The organism is Flavobacterium sp. GQ95 (assembly GCF_059758655.1).
In genome coordinates, this window is record NZ_JCAXEB010000001.1 from 521,399 (window position 1) to 541,371 (window position 19,973).

A 19,973-nucleotide genomic window follows, 5' to 3' on the forward strand; every position below is an offset into this window, starting at 1 on the left:
TTACCAAACGTAAGTAGCAACAGCACCTGCATTTAAAGTAGTTGAAATTTGTTTTTGATTGTATTTAATATTGAATGTTTCTGCTGTAGTTCCATCATTTTCTACAATTAGAACAATTTGTCCTGATGGCGTTTTGAAAGCAACATTATAAAGATTTCCGCTGATATTACTTCCGATTCTTACGGATCCTTCCGGAACAAATTTTGAAGCGTGTCCGATAATATAATACCCAACTTCTCTTTTGATATTTTGATTTTGATCGATCATTAAAGCGCCCTTACAAGTGGAACATCCACCTGGTGTAAAAGGTTTGTAGAATTCGTCATTTGCCAATCCCCATGAAAGTGCATTCACACTCCAGTTTCGCATCGAACCAATCACAACATTTTTTACACTCCATTTTAAATCTGATTCAAAACTGCTTTTTGATCCTGTATATTGTTCCGTAAAATATAAATCTTTGTTTGGAAATGCATCGTGAACTGTTGAAAGAGCGCTAATATCTCCTTCATATAAATGGAAAGCAGAACCAGCTACAAAAGGCAATGCTTTTGGGTCATTTAAAATTGTCAAAGGATATTCCGGTTTGTTGCAATTGTGATCGTAAACCACGATTTTAGTTTTAATATTTGCTTTTGCGAAAGCGGGACCTAAATGATTTCCAATGAAATCTGCCTGTTGTTCTGCAAGCATCAATAAACTTGGATTATTTCCCGGATGCAATGGTTCATTTTGCGGTGTAATAGCGTCAATAATAATTCCCTGAGCTTTCATTGCCTGAATATATTTTACAAAATACTCGGCATAAACCTGATAATATTTAGACTGTAAACTTCCTCCTTTTGAACTTCCGTTGTCTTTCATCCAAACTGGCGGAGACCATGGAGAACCCATAATTTTTATCTTCGGATTTATAGCTAAAATCTCTTTTAAAACGGGCACTACATCTTTTAAATCCGGACCAAGATTAAAGTGTTCCAGTTTTAAATCGGTTTGGCCTTCCGGCATATCATCATACGAAAAAACAGTTTCATTCAAATCAGAAGCACCAATACTGATTCTTAAATAACTCAAACCGATGGCATCCTCTTTTCTCGAAAAAAGCTCCTGAAGCAATGCTTCTTTTTTCGCTTTATCCAATTTCAAAATTGTCTGAGCACTTCCTCCTGTTAAGGAAAATCCGAAACCTTCGATAGTTTGAAATTTTTGAGAGGCATCAACTGAAATGGTTTGATTTGAATTCGTTTCTGAATTGAAAACCAAATCATTCTGTTTTTGCAATTTTGATGATTCATCTGTAGTTGTGATCCAGGATTCAGCTTTACCAGAATTGGCAGCTGCATTTTTTGAAGATCCACATTTTATCTGAACTGCAATAAGAGGCAGTAAAAGTAAAATCTGAAGTTTTTTGATGCTATTTTTCATATTTAATCTATTTCTATTAAGACAGGCAAATGATCTGAAGGATATTTTAAATCCTTAGAATCACTTAGAACTGCGTATTTTTCAATTTTTAATCCACTATTTTTAGATACAAAAATATAATCTATCAATAATGTTACTGGCTTATCATGTTTAAAACCGTTGAAAGTTCCTGATGGCCCAAAAGGTTTTTCTTTAGAAACATCTCTGGTATCATCCATTACTTTTCTAATCTCTGCAATTTGTTTGGTATCAGGTTCTGAATTAAAATCTCCCATTAAAAAAACAGGATATTTTTTGCTGTTAATCGCTGCAATTTTCGAAAGCACCAACTGCACTCCCTTTACTCTTGCTTCTTCACCCATATGATCCAGATGCAGGTTAAAAACCCAAAATATTTTTTTTGTTTTCACATCTGTAAAAAGTCCATACGTACAAACTCTGTTACAAGCGGCATCCCATCCTCTGGAAACTACATTCGGAGTTTCTGATAACCAAAATGTATTAGAATCCTGAACTTTAAAGCGATCTTTTTTATAATAAATCGTACATGCTTCTCCAGTTCCTTCATCTTCTCTTCCTATTCCAAACTTGTTGTATTTTGGAAAAGCTGAGGCGATATCAATAACCTGGTTTGGCAGTGCTTCCTGAACTCCAAAAATATCCGGACTGTAAAATTGTATTTGAGAAGTAAAATAATCCTTTCGGTTTGGCCATGCATTTTCTTCATCAGAAGCTACATCTAAACGAATGTTATAGGTCATTAACTTTAAACTTTGACCATAAAATGAACCGCTTATCAAAAGCATCATTACCACAAAAACAATTTTATTTATCTTTTTCATCTTTAAAAAATTTTAATCTCGTAAAGCTAGGGTTTCCGACGCCTTACTGAAAAAAATTAGTTTGAAATTTATGTTAATTATATACCCTTACATAATCGACTTCGAAGGTTGCAGTGGTGAAATTTGGATCAACTGTTCCTCCAAAATTCCCGCCCATTGCCAAATTCAAAATCAGAAAGAAGTTTTGATTAAAAGGTGTTGTGGCACTATTTGCATAGGTGTAAAACAATTTATCATCTACATAAAACTTTATACTTTCTGCAGACCAATCAGCGGCATAAACATGAAATTCTGTTGCTGAATTTGGTACGGTAGTAATGGCAGTATCTGGCGTATTTCCTGAGCGTCCAGGGGAATGCAATGAAGAATGATTTACGTTTGGATTATTCCCAACAGATTCTAAAATATCTACTTCACCACATAATGGCCAACCAGCAGTATCGATATTGGCACCCAGCATCCAGAATGCAGGCCATGTTCCACCGCCAACAGGTAGTTTTGCACGAACTTCGGCTCTTCCGTATTTAAATGAAAACTTACCTTTTGTAAGCATTCTTGCTGAAGTGTAATGACTGCCCATATACTCTTCTTTAATGGCTTTAATTTTTAAAGTACCATTTGAAATAATTACATTTTCCGGTCGGGTTGTGTAATATTCTAATTCGTTATTCCCCCAGCCATCGCCAGTTCCTGTATTGTATCCCCATTTCGCAGTATTTGGCGCACCATCTACATCAAATTCATCTGCCCAAAGTGTTTTTCTGGCCACAAAAACGTTAACAGAAGTTGTCGTACTCACAAATTGACCTGCGGCATTGTACGCTGAAACAATTATGGGATAATTTTTAGTTCCCGACGCTGTAAATTCATACGTTAAATCGCCAGTTGTCAGGTCTTTTGTCTGCCCATCAATCAAAACTTTATACGAAATTGCATTTGCTGCATTAATCGTAAAATGTACTTTTCCGCTTCCATCTCCATCAGGATTTGCCACGGTTTTACCTATTACATCAATCTGAACCGAAAGATTTGAAGGAGCCGCAATAGCCGGTGTTTCATCACCAGAATCATTACCGCCGCTGCAGGATTGAGAGACAAATGATAAAACAATTGCTAAAAAGCCTAACTTCTTAATATGACTATTAATTTTCATTTGTTTTGATTTGAGTTAATTATTTTGAAGCACTTTTTTTACCTTCTGAAAAATCAAGATAATTCAGATTAAAACCTCCTTTTTCGAAAACCACTTTGATTTTGGTTACACCTGCATTCAGGTTTATTCCGGATAAAACAACCGTTTTCCATTTGTTATTATCACCCGTTGGAGCAAGTGTAATAGTTTCAGATTTATTTCCGTTTTCTGTTTCTAAATGAAGTTTACCTTCTGAACTTTCACTTGAGTAACGAATAGCAACCTTGTATGTATTTTGTTTTTTAACTTCTGAAGTAAATTGTAACCATTCTCCATCCTCAATAAAAGATACCTGATAACCGTTTGATCCTGAATCTTTACATGGCAAAACATCAACACCATCATTTCTCATGATGTTTCCTTTGTTCCATTGATCAAAATTTCCTGTCGCCACTCTGTAATTCACAAAATCTTTATCAGAATAGGCATATCCGTTTGTTCCCAAATCATATTGTGTTGCAATAACTTTTCCAGGAATTATATGTTTTTTATAGGGTTTGGTATCATTAGTCTGAACTTGTCTGAACATTGCATCAATAACATCTGGCTTAACCGTTATATTTGCCATTTTGTAATTATTTGCCATTTTCATCAAAGTTTTTTTAGCAAAATCCTCTGATGGTTTTTGTCCTCCATCTTTCCAATATTTCAATAAAATATCATATTCCGGAATTTTTGTAACCGAAGTCACTCCCGCAATATTTTCTATTTTTTTCATCGGCCAAAACGCCCATCCAATATTGTTGGTTTCCATTAATGTAAGTACATCTTTAAACCAAACATTTGAATTTTCTCCACTTTCCCCTAACCAAATCGGAACGTTATATTGCGTTCTGTAATCCAACATTTTTTGGATTGATTCTTTATCATTGTAATTCCAGTATTTATGGAAACTCAATGCCATATTTTCATCCCATAAAGGAAAAATTCCGTTGTAATTATTTCCCCAGCAATTTCCTTCAATGATGACCATGTGGTTCGTGTCAACTTCACGAATTGCTTTTGTTACAGCCACCATTAAATCTCTTAATGGACCGTTTGAATTTTCGTCACAACCGTTTTTATTAGTTCCGGTAAAGTTCCAGTTTGGTTCATTAATAATATCGTAAGCTCCAATCCAGGGATTATCTCTGTAACGGGAAGCTAATTTTTTCCATAAGGCAATCATTTTTTTCTGATTGGCTTCACTTTGCCACAATGCTGGTTTTGTAGTATCATAATCCGAAATTGCAGCATCGTTTCCTTGCCCTCCCGGGGCTGCATGCAAATCTAAAATCAGGTACATTTTATTTTCTGCGCACCATTTCAGTAAATTATCTGTCATGGTAAAACCTTCTTCAATCCAGGTAATTTCACCATTTTTTTCTTCCTGAATTGATGGTGTATACAAGTTATAATGCATTGGCAAACGAACCGAATTGAAACCCCATGCTGCCAACGAATCAATATCACGTTTTGTGATTCCGTTTGCTTTATAAGCTGCATAAAATTCTTTGGTTCCCTTTTCTCCGGCAACTTCCTGAATCTTTTGTTTAATCTGATATTGTGGACTCGCAAAAGATTGTGTCTGTAACATATATCCTTCCTGAACCATCCACCCGCCTAAACCAAGACCTCTTAATATTACATTTTTACCGTTTCCATCAACAATATTTTGCCCGTCCCTATGCAAAAAACCTTGCCCGAAAGCCGTAATAGAAAGCAAAAGTTGTACTGCTATAATTTTTTTTTTCATCTGGAAAATGATTATTTTTCGTTATAATTTATATGACTATTTCCAGGTATAAGTACCAACAGCTCCAGCATCTAAAGACGTTGTTACCCATTTATCATTAAATTTGATATTGAAGATTTGGCTTGCTGTTCCGTCATTTTCAACAATTAAAACTTTTGATCCTGATGGTGTAATAAAAGCAACATTTTGAAGATCTCCACTCGAATTACTTCCAATTCTAACAGAGCCCATCGGAACAAATTTTGAAGCATGTGCAATGATGTAATAAGCAACATTACGCTGAAAAGTTTCACTTGTAGTTATTGTTAAAGCACCTTTACACATAGTACAGCCACCTGTTGTGTGAGGTTCGAATGCGCCGTTGTTGGCCAAATTCCATTCTAATGCATTTTTACTATAATTTCTCATCGAACCAATAATTACATTTCGGACATGCCATTTTAAATCACCTCCAAATTCACCTGCAGAAGAAGTCCATTGTTCTGTGAAATACACATTTTTACTCGGATAAGAATTGTAAACATTTGTAAGAGCACTGATGTCTCCAGCATAAAGGTGAAATGCAGATCCGTCTACAAAAGGATTGGCATCGACATCAGCCAAAATTGCTTTAGGATAATTTGGATTGTCACAATTATGATCGTAAGCAATGATTTTTACCTTAAGGTTTGCTGCTTTAAGAGCCGGACCTAAATTATTTTTAATAAAATTGGCTTGTTCTCCTGCAGACATGTACATACTTGGATTGTTTCCATCATGCAAGGGTTCATTTTGAGGTGTTACGGCATCAATTGTAATTCCTTCAGCCTTCATTTGCTGAATGTATTTTACAAAATATTTTGCGTAAACATCATAATATTTTGTCTGTAATTTTCCTCCAATAAAACTGTCTTTGTCTTTCATCCAAATTGGAGCTGACCATGGTGTTGCCATAATCAAAATCTTTGGATTGATTGCCAGAATTTCTTTCAAAAGGGCAATTACACCAGCCTTATCTTTATCTAAACTAAATTTTGCTAAATCTAAATCAGTATCTCCACTAGGAAGATCATTATAGGTAAATGGAGTTGCATTTAAATCTGAAGCCCCAATACTAATTCTAAGATAACTTATGCCAATTGAATTTTCGCCTGAACCAAATAATTCCTGCAATAAGGCACTCTTTTTTGCAGCGTTTAATTGGTTAATCATTTCAGCACTTCCACCTGTTAAAGTGTAACCGAAACCATCAACAGTCTGATATTTTTGAGATTCACTTACTTCGATATTGTTATAAGTATTAGGAGCAGTTCCAAATCCTAAAGTTCCGGTCTGTTTTGCCAATAAAACACTTTGATCACCTTTAGTCAACCAGAAATCCACATCATTTGTTACTACAACTGGCGGTACTACCGGAGGAATAACGGGTGGCGGTGCCGGATCTGTTGCATCGTTTGATGAAGAGCATTTTACCTGTGCGAATATTGCTATCGCAAAAAACAATGCTTTTATAGTAGTTTTAAAATTTAGTTTCATTTTTTTAGTTTTTAGTTAGTAGTGCCATTAGTATACAATGGTTTGTATAGCATGTGGCGGAATAGTTATAGTGGTTTTTATAGTATTATTTATTAAACTATAAACAACATTTTTATCAGATTGGTTCATAACGACAGTGGCCATTTTTCCGTCAGGATTTTTAAACGACGTACTTAAAAGGGTTTGATCACTAATTGTTTGATTTATTCTTTTAGCATTTAGCTGAATAAATTTTGAGAGATGTCCAATATAATAATACATTGGCGTAAAGATCAATTCGTCTTTTGATGTGTCAGCATGAATTGGCGCGAAACAAAAATTCCCGACATGATTAGGTCCTCCATTTTGGTCTAAGAGAATATTCCAATCTGTCCAGCCAACAGTTCCATTATTAAAATCATTAATCATGTTCAGTCCATAACGCTCTGCATTTCCCCAAAATTGAAATTTTGTGGCGTCAAATTTTTCAACGCAGCCTTCTGTAAAAATTAAATTTTTGTTTGGAAAATCCTTGTGTACGTTCGCCACAGATTGGAATTGTGGAAGTCCGCCTCTCCAGGTTTCATACCAGTGAAATCCAATTCCCCAGGCGTATTTTGAAACTTCAGGATCTGAAAAAACAAGGTTAGCTCTGGTTTCTAACTGATCACCGCGATTGTGATCCCAAATGATAATATTTTTAGAACCTAATCCTTCTTTTTCTAAAGTTGGTCCGAGGAAATTTTTCAGAAAATCCCTTTCAGCTTCTGGCGTATATATGCAAGATTCCCATCTCTGTTTGGCCATTGGTTCATTCTGAATGGTTAATCCCCAAATGGGAATACCTTCTTTTTCATATTCCTTAATAAATTTAGCATAATAATTTGCCCATGATTGTGCAAACTCAGGCAATAGAACGCCGCCGTGCAAAATATCATTATTGTCTTTCATGAAAGCTGGGGGACTCCACGGACTAACAAATAAGGTTAATTTCCCGCCGGCCGTTTCAATTGCTTTTTTGAGTAATGGAATTCGATATTTTCTATCGTGATCAATATTGAAGGTTTTTAATTCTTTGTCACCTTCAGAAACATAAGTGTAACTTTCACTGCTAAAATCGCAGCTATGAATGTTGGTTCTGGCTAATGAATAACCAATTCCTTTGTCTTTATCGTAATAGGCAGTCAGGAATTCCTGTTGTTTTTTAGGAGATAATTTGGCAAAAACTTCTGCACTTGCATCTGTAATGGCGCCACCAATTCCTAAAAAAGTCTGATCTGTTTTTGCACCATCTATAACAATAGATACTGTTGAATTTGTTTGTTGTGTATTTGAAATTAAATTATTAGATAATGATAATCTCAAATTAGTGTTTTGGGCAGTAGTATATACCTGAACTTTTTTGTTTGATTTAGAGGTAGAAACAGTAGTTTCATCCACAACCTTTGAAGAAGAGCAACTTAATTGCAGAATTAGTATTGGAGCTATTAAAATTCTATTTATGGCTTTCATTGTTACTTTTCAAAAAAAGGATTTAATTTAAAATTCAAGTAATCGAGGGTTAAAATGGATGATTCAATTAACTCTCTTACTCTTTATAAAATATTAATATACAAGTGTCTGTATAGCATGCGCAGGAATTTTAACTACTGTTTTTTCAGCAGCTATGATTAGATTATAAGTAACCTCTTTATCGGTTTGGTTCATAACAATTGTTGCCATAGTTCCGTCAGTATTCAAAAATGAAGTACTTAATAAAGCGCTTCTGCTAACCGCAGAACTCACTCTTACAGCATTCAGTCGAATGAATTTTGAAAAATGCCCGATATAATAATAAGAAGGCGTATAAATTAACTCTCCCGTTGTAGTGTCAGCATGAATTGGTGAAAAACAAAAATTTCCAACATGGTTAGGACCACCATTTTGATCTAAAAGAATATTCCAGTCTGTCCAACCAGCAGTTCCATTATTAAAATCATTAATCATAGAGATACCGTATCTTTCGCCGTTACCCCAAAATTGATATTTTTTGGCATCAAACTTTTCAACACAACCTTCAGTAAACATTAAACCTTTATCAGGATAAGCCTCTTTTACTTTGGCAACATTATCAAACATTGAAGCGCCTCCTGACCAGTTTTCATACCAGTGAAAACCCATTCCCCAAACATATTTTGAAGCTTCAGGATCAGAGTAAATAACATTGGCTCTGTAATTCATTAAATCACGGTTATGATCCCAGGCTATGATTTTTACGTCCCCAAGTTTTTCTTTTTTCAATGTTGGCCCAAGGAAATTTTTAATGAAATCTCTTTCTGCTTCAGCAGTATAAATACAAGATTCCCATGTTTGTACCGCCATTGGTTCATTTTGAGTAGAAGTTCCCCAAATTGGAATTCCTTCTTTCTCATACGCTTTTATAAATTTGACATAAAAATTTGCCCAGGTCTGATAATATTCCGGCAATAATGTTCCGCCTTTCAACACATCTTTATTACTTTTCATGAAAGCATTTGGTGACCATGGAGCAACATAAGTTAACAGTTTTCCTCCGGCAGTCTGAATCGCCTGTTTTAGTAACGGAATGCGATATTGTCTATCGTGATCAATAGAAAACGTTTTTAAATCTTTGTCACCTTCTTCAATATAAGAATAGCTTCCACTGCTAAAATCAGAACTTTGTATCGTTGTTCTTAGCAAAGAATAGCCAATACCTTTGTTTTTATCGTAATAGGCATTTAAGAATTCTGTTTGTTTTTCTTTTGAAAGTTTAGCGAAAATTTCGGCACTTGCGTCAGTAATAGCACCACCAATTCCCATGAAAGTCTGGAATTTTTTTGATGGCTCTACAAAAACTGATGTTTCAATTTCAAGAGGTTGTTTTGATGCTGAAAAGGTTAAATTATCTGTAGAAGTAATTCTTAAATTTGAATTTTCAGCAGTAGTATAAACCGTTATTTTTTTTCCATTGGTTGTAAACTCTTTTTTTGTTTTTGGTTGTTGGGCAAAAGCAGTCAACGAAAACAAAAAACATAGAATTTTAAAACTATTTTTTTTCATTCTTTTCTTATTATTAAATTCTAATTGAAGTTTTTAGAGAAATTGCTTTTCAAAAAACAATTTTTCATTGCTTAAGGATTTAAAAAATAGCCCATACTCATAATGATTATGGGCTATTTACAACCAAACTTAAACTTAACTTAAACTTATTATTTTCCGCGTAATTCTACACTTTTGATAGTAATACCACCTGGAGCAATTCCTCCTCCGCATCTAATCATTAAATAAATTTTTCCCGTAATATCAAATTTAACTACGTTACTAATTTTATCTAATTTTGCGTTCTTAGTACATCCAATAGCCGATAATTTACCTGAAACTACAGCATTACCACAACCGTCCCAAGTGTTCAGTCCCATTACTTTTCCTCCGTCACTATAATCACCACTAGTTACAGCCGGATCAGCTTTACCTGCGTAAACTTCAAACCACATATTAGTCGATGCACCAGCAGTAACAGTCATATCAATTGTATATTCTTTATCTTTTACAACATCAATAGCCTGATAAATACCGGCATGTCCCCCGGCAACTGTCGCCCCTTTAGAACTGTACGTCCAGTCACCACCTGCTTCATATGCTACTTTTTTCCAGTTTGCCTGGTCAGAAGCAGTCAGAAATGAGCCTCCTTTTACTAAGTTTCCTTTTACAGGATCAGAAGTAGCAACAACAATCTGTGAAGTAGTTATTCCTGTCGCTCCTCCGGCTCCAATAGCTGTATGTGTTATTGTATAAGTTCCTGCATCTGGCAATACGATAGTTTCATTCATTTTACCAGCATATTCACCGTCGCCTGTATTCCATTTTGATGAAATAACACCTTTTGGTTGTGCTGTTAAAAGATAAGTATTTACAGCGCCAGTAACTGGAGTTACAGTAAATGAAGCATCAACATTAGTAGCGGTTAAGCCATTACCATTTCCAACTTCATCTTCGCAACTTATTAGTGTACCTAATGCTAAAGCCAGCATTAGGAATACACTTTTTTTCAAATTTATATTTAGGTTCATTTTTTTTGGTTTTTGGTTATTGGTTATTCGTAATTAGGATTTTGTTTCAATTTAGTACCAGTCAATTCAACAAATGGAATTGGAAAAATCTCATCAGTACCAGCATTAAAACCTCTATCAGCTAAAGCAGTTGCAGCATCACCCCAACGTACTAAATCAAAGAATCTGTGACCTTCACCTGCAAGTTCCATTCTTCTTTCATTTTTAATAGCAGCCAATGTTACAGGAACAGGTGCCAATCCAACTCTTGCTCTAACAGCATCTAATAATGCCTGAGCTCTTGCTCCAGAACCTAATGCTTCAGCTTCCATTAAGTAAGTATCAGCAAGTCTGATGATATACGAATTTTGTTTGTAGTTTAACTCCGCAGCACCTCCACCAGTACGAACATCAGATTTTCTTGGTAAAAATTTGTTCAGAAAATATCCTGTGTCCTGATATCCACCAATATAATCTGCTTTTCCAGCTGCTTTTAATGCTTTTACATCTAAAATTGTAGCCTCGAATCTTGGATCATCTTTCATGGCATCATACAATTTTTGTGTAGGTATACTAAAACTCCATCCTGAAGGAAGATCGGGAGCTGTAGAATTTGCAGGTCTTGAATAACCTCTTGGCCCTACCATAACATTTAATGAGTTTCCTTCGTCTCTACCAGATCCCCAGAATCCCCAATCAGAGTTACCAGCACTTGTGTGTGATACTTCAAGAAGTGATTCAGCATTGAACTTGTTAGATGTTACCCATAAATCGCTAAAGCTGACAAGCAATTTATTTCCGTATTGATTTGTTGCTCCAGGAGTTCCGTTTACCTGTGCCAAAATAGCTGCAGCTTCAGGTTTTTTCCCTTCAAATAAATAAACTTTTCCTAATAATGCCTGAGCAGCACCTCTGGTCAAACGTCCTGATCCTGTTGTAGCATCAACACTTGTTGGTAAACCAGGAATTGCCTCTAATAAATCTTTTTCAATTTGAGCATAAACAGCTTCAGGAGTTGCCTGTTCTACATCTAAGATGCTAGCTGTCGTTAATGGCTCCAGAATTAAAGGAACATTTTTAAACAATCTTACTAAGTTAAAATAGTAAAATCCTCTCAATGCTTTTGATTCTGCTGTGAATCTAACCTTTAATGCATCTGACATATCAACACCAGACATTTTTGATAACAAGACATTAGCTCTGTAAATACCTTGGTAATGATCATTCCAGAAACTTCCCGGGATAAGTAAGGAACTTAATGAGTGCGTAGAAAAATTCTGAATTCCAGTACCATCGGAAGCACCACCACCACCAGCATAAAAATCATCAGAACCGGCATTCAGCATTGCTACTAAATTTTCAAATCCGCCAGTATTTTTTCTCAAAGGATCATAAACCCCAACAAGCGCGGCTGTTGCTTGTTGCTCATTAGAATAATAACTTGTTGAAAGGAAAGATCCTTTTGGTTCAATGGTGACAAAGTCTTCAGAGCAAGCACCTGCCAAAGCAGCCATTGCCACAGCAATGTATATATATTTAAATTTTATATTTTTCATGATTCTTTATGTATTAAAATTGTAAGTTAGCTCCAAGCATAAATGATTTTGCTTGTGGATAAATACCTCTGTCTATACCTAATACCTGACCTCCAATTTCTGGATCGTATCCAGTATATTTAGTAAACGTTATTAAATTCTCACCTGTAACATAGAAGCGAATCTTATCTGCGCCGATTTTAGAAGACAAATTAAGAGGAAGTGTGTATCCAAATTGAACAATTTTCAAACGTACGTAATCTCCTTTTTCAAGATAGAAATCAGACATTTTACTAAAGTTTCCATTTCCGTCATTGTTTGCAAGTCTAGGATAATCGTTTGATGTTCCTTCACCTGTCCAACGCCCTAAAGCTTCTGTTTGATAGTTAGCGTTTAAGATATCTAATCTGCGTAATCCCTGAAAAATTTTGTTTCCTGAAGCTCCTTGAGCAAATGCCATGAAATCGAAGTTTTTATAATCTAAGTTTACAGTTAAACCGAAAGTTAATTTTGGTAAACTTGTTCCTAAGAATTGTTTGTCGTCATCAGAAATAGAACCATCTCCATTATTATCAACCCAACGGAAATCTCCTGGTTTAGCACCTGGTTGAATTAATCCGCCAGCAGCATTTGTATAAGCAGCAATTTCAGCTTCGTTTTGAAAAATACCTGCTGTTTTGTATCCAAAAAATTCATTGTATGAATGACCAACCTGAGTTCTTGTAACAGGCCCCATAGATTGGAAAGAAGCATCTCCAATGATAAATTGAGTATCAGGTCCTACATAAGTAACTTCATTTTTCAAAGTTGCAACGTTTCCGTTTACTCCTAAGTTAAACTCACCTAATCTTTTCTTGTAGCCAAGTTCAAACTCAAGACCACTATTGTTCATATCAGCAACGTTAGCCCATGGTTGCTCTGCAACACCTACATATCCAGGAATAACTACTGGTCTTAAGATACCTGTTGTTTTTTTCTTGTAATAGTCAAAAGTGAAGTTGAAATCATTAAACAATCTTGCATCTATACCAAATCCTACCTGAGAAGTTTCTTCCCATTTCAAATCAGGGTTATCAAGAGTTACATTAGCATAACCAGTTGTTATAGATCCGGTATTTCCAAAAGAATAGTTATATCCACCAGATACTAAAGAGATATATCTGAAATCAGCTACCTGGTCATTACCTACAACTCCATAACCTCCACGGAATTTTAATGTATTAACTACATTATTTTCTTTCCAGAAATCTTCTTTAGAAGCTACCCATCCTAAAGAGAATGAAGGAAAAACTCCAAATTTATTATTTTCTCCAAAACGAGTTGATCCATCACGACGAACTACTCCCATGAAAAGGTATTTCTCCTTATAATCATAGTTAAGACGGCTAAATAAAGACGTTACTTTATGCTGAATATAATCATCTGTCGAACTGCTTCTGTCTGATTGTGGAATATCAAAATCAAATGATGCATCTTTATAACTAGTAATCGGTAAACCAAACATTGTAGCTCCTACTTCACCACCTATGTTTTCAACATACGTTCCCTGTCCCAATAAAACGCTTACATTATGATCTCCAAATTTCTTTGCATAAGTAAGAACGTTTTCAATGTTCCATGCAAATGATTTTCTGTTTATTTGATAGTAACTGTTTTTAAGTGTATTTACGTTTGCGCTTAAGAAGTTTACAGGTGTAAAACCTTGTTCTCCCCAGTAGGCCATTTTACCACCAAGTGTAGTTCTAAATTTTAAGCCATCTATAATGTTTGCTTCAAGATAAGCGTTTCCAACAAAATCATCAGACCAATTGTATCTTCCTAATCTAGTTTGAACATATCCTAAAGGGTTTGTCATTTCCTGACCAACAACAGTAGAAATACCATAAGGATTTCCATTCTCGTCACGCATTACAGGATTTGTAGAATATGGAGCTGCGTTAGCAACAACCGGATCAGTAACTACTAATGGTGTAGTTGGATCAAGGTTGATAGCTGAACTTAAAGGTCCACCAAATTCACTGTTTTTATTCCCTACATCTAAAGTCTTTTGTTTCGTGTATCCAAAAGTTTGCCCGAAAGTAAAATACTTAGATATTTTGTGCGTAGAGTTTAAACGAAAACTCTTTTTTGTGTAATTAGAGATTTCGCTTGTTACGATACCTTGTTGATCCTGAACTCCAAAAGAAGCATAAAAAGTTGAAGATTCTCCTCCTCCACTAATGCTTAATTCGTGAGAATATCTGTAAGCCTGATCATTAAAGATCGCATCTTGCCAATTTGTACCATTTCCTAAAGCATTAGGATTTGCGTATCTAATTGCTCCACCATCTGCTAATGATTTTTCATTCATTATAGTAGCATATTGTGTAGCATTCAATAGATCAAGTTTTTTTGCTGCAGAAGAAACTCCAGAGAAACCAGTATAGTTTACTGATATTTTACCTGATTTTCCTTTTTTGGTAGTAACTAAGATTACCCCTGTTGCAGCACGTGTTCCATAAATTGCAGCAGAAGCAGCATCTTTAAGAACCTCAATAGATTCAATATCTGATTGATTTAAATAACCAATTCCTCCCGCATCAACAACGTTACCGTCAACTACCCACAGAGGATTGTTTCCACCATCTCCAAAAGTAGTTATACCACGAATACGAATTGTAGAAGCCGAACCCGGTTGCCCTGAACTTGATGCAATTGTAACACCTGCAACTCTACCTTGTAAAGCCTGCTCAACTCTTCCGTTTGGTACTTTTTCAAGATCAGCCGCTTTTACACTAGAGATAGCTCCAGTTACTACTGCTTTCTTCTGAGTACCGTATCCTACAACCACAACTTCATTTAATGATTGTGATTCTGGTTTTAATTGAATTGTAATTTTTGTTCTTCCATTTACAGCCTCATTAACTGCAGCATATCCAATAAAAGTAACTACCAAAACACCGCTTGAAGGTACTTGAATTTGGAATTTTCCATCAAAATCTGATGCCGTTGATTTTGTTGTTCCTTTTAATACAACTGTTGCACCTGGAACTGGCATTCCACTTTCATCGTTTATCATCCCATTTACCGTGACATCCTGAGCCACAGCTATAACCGAGAATAACAAAGATGAAACACAAAAAATAAGTAATTTTGTTAATTTCATTTTTCTAAAAATTTTGGTTAATTAATTAGTAATTTGATGCAATAATAATGTTATTTTTTTACTATCAACAATTAAAATTCATTACAAAAACACATCAAAGTAAAATTTATCACATTACAAAAACACATCATTTTTTTTATAATTTATTGATTTTTAATATTTTAAAAATAAAATTCAAGATGTTATCAAAATGTTAATTGTAAAAATAAACACTACACTTGTATTAGATTGCTTATTTTTATCAATAAAACGCCGTACTATCTCGATATAGTAATTACAAAAACACATCAAAATATTGAAAAACAATCAGTTACACAATAAAAACCGAAATAAATTAAAAAATTTATGAAATTGATTAAATCATATTTTATTATTACTTTTTTTACATTATTCTCAATATCATTTTTTGGACAAGTTAAAAGCATTGGTTTGCCTGATGTAAGAAATTACAAGCGAAACGAATACAAAGGAGGAACACAAAACTGGAATATTGGACAGGATAAAAATGGAAACTTATATTTTGCTAATAATAACGGGCTGTTACAATTTGATGGCTCTTCATGGAGGAAATATCCGCTACCTAATTTAACTTCTGTACGATGTCTAAAAATTGATGATTCAGGCAAGATTTTCGTAGGTGGTTATAATGAATTCGGTTATTTTCAACCAAATGAAAAAGGAAAACTTAAATATACATCGTTAGCAAAGAGCGTAGACAAAAACAAAATCAAAATAATTGACTTCATTTGGAAGATTCACACCTTAAACAATGAAACTATTTTTCAGTCTTTTGCCAGAGCCTATATTTTTAAGAACAATAAATTAACCATTTTAGAAGCCCCAAAGCGATTTCAATTTTCATTTGTAGTTGAAAACAAACTTTATTTTCAGGATGAAGGAAAAGGAATCTTAGAATACAAAAATGGTAAGCTATATTCCTTACCAAATACCACCAGTTTTAACAACACTGAAATCTGGGCAATGTATGCACTTGATAAAAACAAAATCTTAATTATAACGCTTGAAAAAGGACTTTTTATATACGAGAACAATACAGTAAAACCATGGAATACTGAAGCCAATAATTTTGTCAAAAAAAACAATTCATTAGGTGGAGTAACAATTAAAAATAACTTTATTGTTTTAAACTCCGTATTAGATGGTATTGCAATTTGTGATTTTAATGGTAAAATAATCCAACATCTTAATCGCAAAAAAGGTTTGCAGAATAATACTGTCCTAACATCCTTTATTGACAATAAAAACAACCTATGGCTGGGCCTTGACAACGGTATTGCTTTTGTAAATGAAGGATCACCTTTTACTTACTTTGGTTTCAGTTACGACATTAGTACTGTTTATGCTTCTGTAATTCATGAAGGTAATCTATATGTAGCAACAAACCAAGGTGTTTTTTATCATGCCTGGAACAACAGCTTTAAAGCGGATACCTTTAAGCTTGTAGAAGGAACTACCGCGCAATCATGGAACGTACAAGTCATAGACAATGAACTAATTTGCTCAAACAACAGAGGTGCTTTAGTTATAAAAGGCGGAAGGGTAACCAATATGATAGATTCTAAAGGTTACTTCGGTTTTAAAAGTATTCCAAACCGACCTGGTTTTTTTATAGGATCAAATTATGACGGATTTGCAGTCTTCCAAAAAACACCTGGAGGATTAATATACAAGAATCAGGTTATTGGTTTTGACAAATCATCAAACAGTTTTGAACTTGATGAATCTTATTTATGGCTTAAGAAAGACGAATCAATCTATAGAATGTCTCTGAGTAATGATTTAACAAGATTTTCATCCATCAAAAAAATAGACCGACTAACTCCTAAATATAAAAATATTGGAAGTATTCAGAAAATCGACAACCAATTATACTTCCAAACCAATAATCATTTCTACAAATATTCGCAGGAACAGGATTTGTTCTATGAAGATAAAAACTTATCTAAATTATTTAAAAACATTCCTCTCATAAATGCTCTAAGCGAAGATTCCCAATCTAACTTATGGTATGCCTTTGATGAATCTTTAGGTGTATTAATGAAGCGAAATAAATATTACACTAATATTGTTGCTCCATTTTCAAATTTAACAGGGAATTTAGTTAGTAACTACTTATCTGTAAACACAATTGATTCTAAGAACATTTTTATAGGATTAACCGACGGATTAGCACATTATGACTCTGAGTTATTGAACAATTTTGTAACGAAACCGAAAGCCTTTATCCGAAGTTTTTCTTTTCCGGGTGATACAATTGTTTTAGGGAATAATCAGAATAAAATTGAAAATATTCGAATTCCGTATTCTTCAAATCATGTCCGTTTTACATTTTCATCCCCAACTTATGAAAATCTGGAAAATGTCGAATTCTCTTATCAATTAGAGCCTTTTGACGATAAATGGAGCAATTGGTCAACTATTTCAATTAAAGAATATACAAATCTTCGTGAAGGAGATTATAAAATGAATGTGAAAGTTAGAAACAGTTACGGAATTCAATCCGAACCGTCTACGCTTTTATTCACGGTTTCCCCTCCTTGGTACAGGCATTTTTTAGCCCTTATCATTTATTTTGTTTTGATTATAGTCGGAATTTATGTTATTTCTAACCGAATTAAAATGAAGATTAGAAAGAACAAATATTACGAAACTATAGAACAAAGAAGATTGTATCTTGAAAAAGAATCAAGAATTAGACAAGAACAATATGATCTTGAAAAAGAAATTGAAAAACTGAAAAATGATAAGCTTCAAATTAAAATCTTAGCAAAAGATAAAGAACTAGTAAACAATTCTCTACAAGTTGTAAAGAAGAATAAAATATTAAATGGAATTATTCATAAACTAAAAGAAATTGATGTTGAAGCCCTTGATGATTCGACGAAGTTTCAAGTTAGTAAACTAAATAAGAGCATTGTAAAAGAAGTTAATACCGACAAAAGCTGGAAAGATCTGGAAAAACATATCAAGAACGTTCATTTTGAATTTTTGAAGCGTTTAAAAGAAAAATATCCAACTATCTCACCGCGTGAACTTGACTTATCAACTTATTTATTGATGAACATGTCAACTAAAGAAATTGCCGAAATCATGAATATTTCGACTGGAGGGGTTGAGCTGGCTCGTTACCGTTTAAGAAAAAAATTAGGCCTGAATAAAAAAGAAAACCTAATAGGTTTTCTAATGAGTATCTAAGAAACAAAAAGCCATTCGTTGTCGCGAATGGCTTTTTTGTTGTTTATGAAATATATTCTAAAGTTCGTTCCAAAGCCATACCTCTGGAGCCTTTTATTAAAATAGTATTATTTTCAAAATGCGTGGTTTTCAGATGATTTGAAAAATCTTCAAAAGTGTCAAAAAAATGAATGTTTTCATTTGAGGTCTTATTTTCGTAAAACGCCTTTCCGATCAAATAACAAATTGATTTATTTTGGTTTAATAAGGAATCAACAACGATTTTGTGTTCTTGCTGACTTTCTCTTCCCAATTCAAACATATCACCTAAAACCATTACTTTATTCTCGCTATCCAATTGAAGGAAATTGGTAATAGCAACAGCCATACTACTCGGATTAGCATTATAAGCATCCAGAATAATTTGGTTTGATCCCTTTTTTAATAATTGAGACCTGTTGTTTTCCGGAATATAACTTTCAATTGCTTCTTTTATAGCTTCGTCATCCACTTTAAAATAACGCCCGATAGAAACTGCTGCATTAATATTGTTTGCATTGTACAATCCAATTAAATGGGACTGAACACTAAATTCATCATAATCTATAACAACGAAAGGATTTGCGGTAATATTTTTGATTTTGACATTAGCCCTATCATTATCAATACCAAACGTAAAAGATTTTGTACCAACAGATTTTGAAATCTGAATTGGATCTTCAAGATTTACAAAAGCCAATTTATCATTTTTAACCAAATATTGATACATCTCGCTCTTTCCTTCAATTACACCTTCAACACCACCAAAGCCTTCTAAATGTGCTTTCCCAAAATTCGTTATATATCCAAAATCTGGCTGAGCAATTTCACATAAAAATTCAATTTCTTTTTTATGATTTGCCCCCATTTCCACGATTCCAAATTCAGTTTCAACATTAAAACTCAACAATGTTAACGGAACACCAATATGGTTATTTAGATTTCCAACTGTAGCTTTTGTTTTGTATTTTTTAGACAAAACAACATTAATAAGCTCTTTAGTTGTAGTTTTTCCATTACTACCTGTCAGGGCAATAATTGGTAATTTTAGATAAGCCCGGTGAAATTTTGCCAGTTCCTGTAGCGTTTCTAAAGTATTCTCTACAAGAATAGTTCTTTCATCTATAAAATAAGACCCATTGTCTATAACAACAAATAACGCTCCTAATTCAAGTGCTTGCTTCGCAAAAGTATTTGCGTCAAAATTTTCGCCTTTGATAGCAAAAAAAATAGAATCTTTTTCAATTTTTCTTGTGTCAATTGAAAGAGATTTACATTGTAAAAATAGGTTATGAATTTCTTGAATATTCATTTATAAAATT

Annotated in this window: 12 protein-coding genes; 1 reads left to right on the forward strand and 11 read right to left on the reverse strand. The window is 34.0% G+C overall.

All coding sequences use genetic code 11. The features are described 5' to 3' along the window. The 10 genes from AC6CH4_RS02310 to AC6CH4_RS02355 all read right to left on the reverse strand — a co-directional run bounded on the left by AC6CH4_RS02310 (position 1) and on the right by AC6CH4_RS02355 (position 15,417). Positions 1 to 1,425: a glycoside hydrolase family 30 protein gene (locus tag AC6CH4_RS02310; protein ID WP_498099805.1), complete on the reverse strand. Its 1,425-nt coding sequence runs from the start codon at positions 1,423 to 1,425 to the stop codon at positions 1 to 3. A gap of 2 nt (positions 1,426 to 1,427) precedes the next feature. Continuing rightward, positions 1,428 to 2,267, reverse strand: coding sequence for an endonuclease/exonuclease/phosphatase family protein (locus AC6CH4_RS02315; RefSeq protein ID WP_498099807.1), 840 nt, complete (start codon positions 2,265 to 2,267; stop codon positions 1,428 to 1,430). A 73-nt stretch (positions 2,268 to 2,340) separates the two neighbouring features. Continuing rightward, positions 2,341 to 3,420: a glycoside hydrolase family 16 protein gene (locus AC6CH4_RS02320; RefSeq protein WP_498099809.1), complete on the reverse strand. Its 1,080-nt coding sequence runs from the start codon at positions 3,418 to 3,420 to the stop codon at positions 2,341 to 2,343. A 19-nt stretch (positions 3,421 to 3,439) separates the two neighbouring features. Further along, positions 3,440 to 5,194 carry a cellulase family glycosylhydrolase gene (locus AC6CH4_RS02325; RefSeq protein WP_498099811.1) on the reverse strand — a complete coding sequence of 585 codons (1,755 nt, stop codon included), beginning with the start codon at positions 5,192 to 5,194 and terminating at the stop codon, positions 3,440 to 3,442. Positions 5,195 to 5,230: 36 nt separating this feature from the next. Next, the gene (locus tag AC6CH4_RS02330; RefSeq protein WP_498099813.1) at positions 5,231 to 6,709 is read right to left on the reverse strand and encodes a glycoside hydrolase family 30 protein; all 1,479 of its coding nucleotides are present in this window, start codon (positions 6,707 to 6,709) and stop codon (positions 5,231 to 5,233) included. A gap of 27 nt (positions 6,710 to 6,736) precedes the next feature. Next, positions 6,737 to 8,200, reverse strand: coding sequence for a glycoside hydrolase family 30 protein (locus tag AC6CH4_RS02335; RefSeq protein ID WP_498099815.1), 1,464 nt, complete (start codon positions 8,198 to 8,200; stop codon positions 6,737 to 6,739). A 93-nt stretch (positions 8,201 to 8,293) separates the two neighbouring features. After that, the gene (locus AC6CH4_RS02340; protein ID WP_498099817.1) at positions 8,294 to 9,748 is read right to left on the reverse strand and encodes a glycoside hydrolase family 30 protein; all 1,455 of its coding nucleotides are present in this window, start codon (positions 9,746 to 9,748) and stop codon (positions 8,294 to 8,296) included. 149 nt (positions 9,749 to 9,897) lie between these two features. Further along, a complete protein-coding gene (locus AC6CH4_RS02345) occupies positions 9,898 to 10,758 on the reverse strand; it encodes a hypothetical protein (RefSeq protein WP_498099819.1) in 861 nt (286 codons plus the stop codon). Positions 10,759 to 10,781: 23 nt separating this feature from the next. After that, a complete protein-coding gene (locus tag AC6CH4_RS02350; RefSeq protein ID WP_498099821.1) occupies positions 10,782 to 12,293 on the reverse strand; it encodes a RagB/SusD family nutrient uptake outer membrane protein in 1,512 nt (503 codons plus the stop codon). Positions 12,294 to 12,306: 13 nt separating this feature from the next. Continuing rightward, positions 12,307 to 15,417 (reverse strand): SusC/RagA family TonB-linked outer membrane protein, encoded by a 3,111-nt coding sequence (locus tag AC6CH4_RS02355; protein ID WP_498099823.1) that lies wholly within the window; start codon positions 15,415 to 15,417, stop codon positions 12,307 to 12,309. 345 nt (positions 15,418 to 15,762) lie between these two features. On the opposite strand from AC6CH4_RS02355, the gene AC6CH4_RS02360 reads away from it, so the two are divergent. Next, positions 15,763 to 18,633 (forward strand): helix-turn-helix and ligand-binding sensor domain-containing protein, encoded by a 2,871-nt coding sequence (locus tag AC6CH4_RS02360; RefSeq protein ID WP_498099825.1) that lies wholly within the window; start codon positions 15,763 to 15,765, stop codon positions 18,631 to 18,633. Positions 18,634 to 18,676: 43 nt separating this feature from the next. Here AC6CH4_RS02360 and AC6CH4_RS02365 read toward each other — a convergent pair whose 3' ends face one another. Continuing rightward, a complete protein-coding gene (locus AC6CH4_RS02365) occupies positions 18,677 to 19,963 on the reverse strand; it encodes a UDP-N-acetylmuramoyl-tripeptide--D-alanyl-D-alanine ligase (protein WP_498099827.1) in 1,287 nt (428 codons plus the stop codon). Positions 19,964 to 19,973 lie beyond the last annotated feature (10 nt).

Bases quoted from the DNA above. Each gene is read 5' to 3' on its own strand.
- AC6CH4_RS02310 (WP_498099805.1), bottom strand. From the start codon at position 1,425: ATGAAAAATAGCATCAAAAAACTTCAGATTTTACTTTTACTGCCTCTT.
- AC6CH4_RS02315 (WP_498099807.1), bottom strand. From the start codon at position 2,267: ATGAAAAAGATAAATAAAATTGTTTTTGTGGTAATGATGCTTTTGATA.
- AC6CH4_RS02320 (WP_498099809.1), bottom strand. From the start codon at position 3,420: ATGAAAATTAATAGTCATATTAAGAAGTTAGGCTTTTTAGCAATTGTT.
- AC6CH4_RS02325 (WP_498099811.1), bottom strand. From the start codon at position 5,194: ATGAAAAAAAAAATTATAGCAGTACAACTTTTGCTTTCTATTACGGCT.
- AC6CH4_RS02330 (WP_498099813.1), bottom strand. From the start codon at position 6,709: ATGAAACTAAATTTTAAAACTACTATAAAAGCATTGTTTTTTGCGATA.
- AC6CH4_RS02335 (WP_498099815.1), bottom strand. From the start codon at position 8,200: ATGAAAGCCATAAATAGAATTTTAATAGCTCCAATACTAATTCTGCAA.
- AC6CH4_RS02340 (WP_498099817.1), bottom strand. From the start codon at position 9,748: ATGAAAAAAAATAGTTTTAAAATTCTATGTTTTTTGTTTTCGTTGACT.
- AC6CH4_RS02345 (WP_498099819.1), bottom strand. From the start codon at position 10,758: ATGAACCTAAATATAAATTTGAAAAAAAGTGTATTCCTAATGCTGGCT.
- AC6CH4_RS02350 (WP_498099821.1), bottom strand. From the start codon at position 12,293: ATGAAAAATATAAAATTTAAATATATATACATTGCTGTGGCAATGGCT.
- AC6CH4_RS02355 (WP_498099823.1), bottom strand. From the start codon at position 15,417: ATGAAATTAACAAAATTACTTATTTTTTGTGTTTCATCTTTGTTATTC.
- AC6CH4_RS02360 (WP_498099825.1), top strand. From the start codon at position 15,763: ATGAAATTGATTAAATCATATTTTATTATTACTTTTTTTACATTATTC.
- AC6CH4_RS02365 (WP_498099827.1), bottom strand. From the start codon at position 19,963: ATGAATATTCAAGAAATTCATAACCTATTTTTACAATGTAAATCTCTT.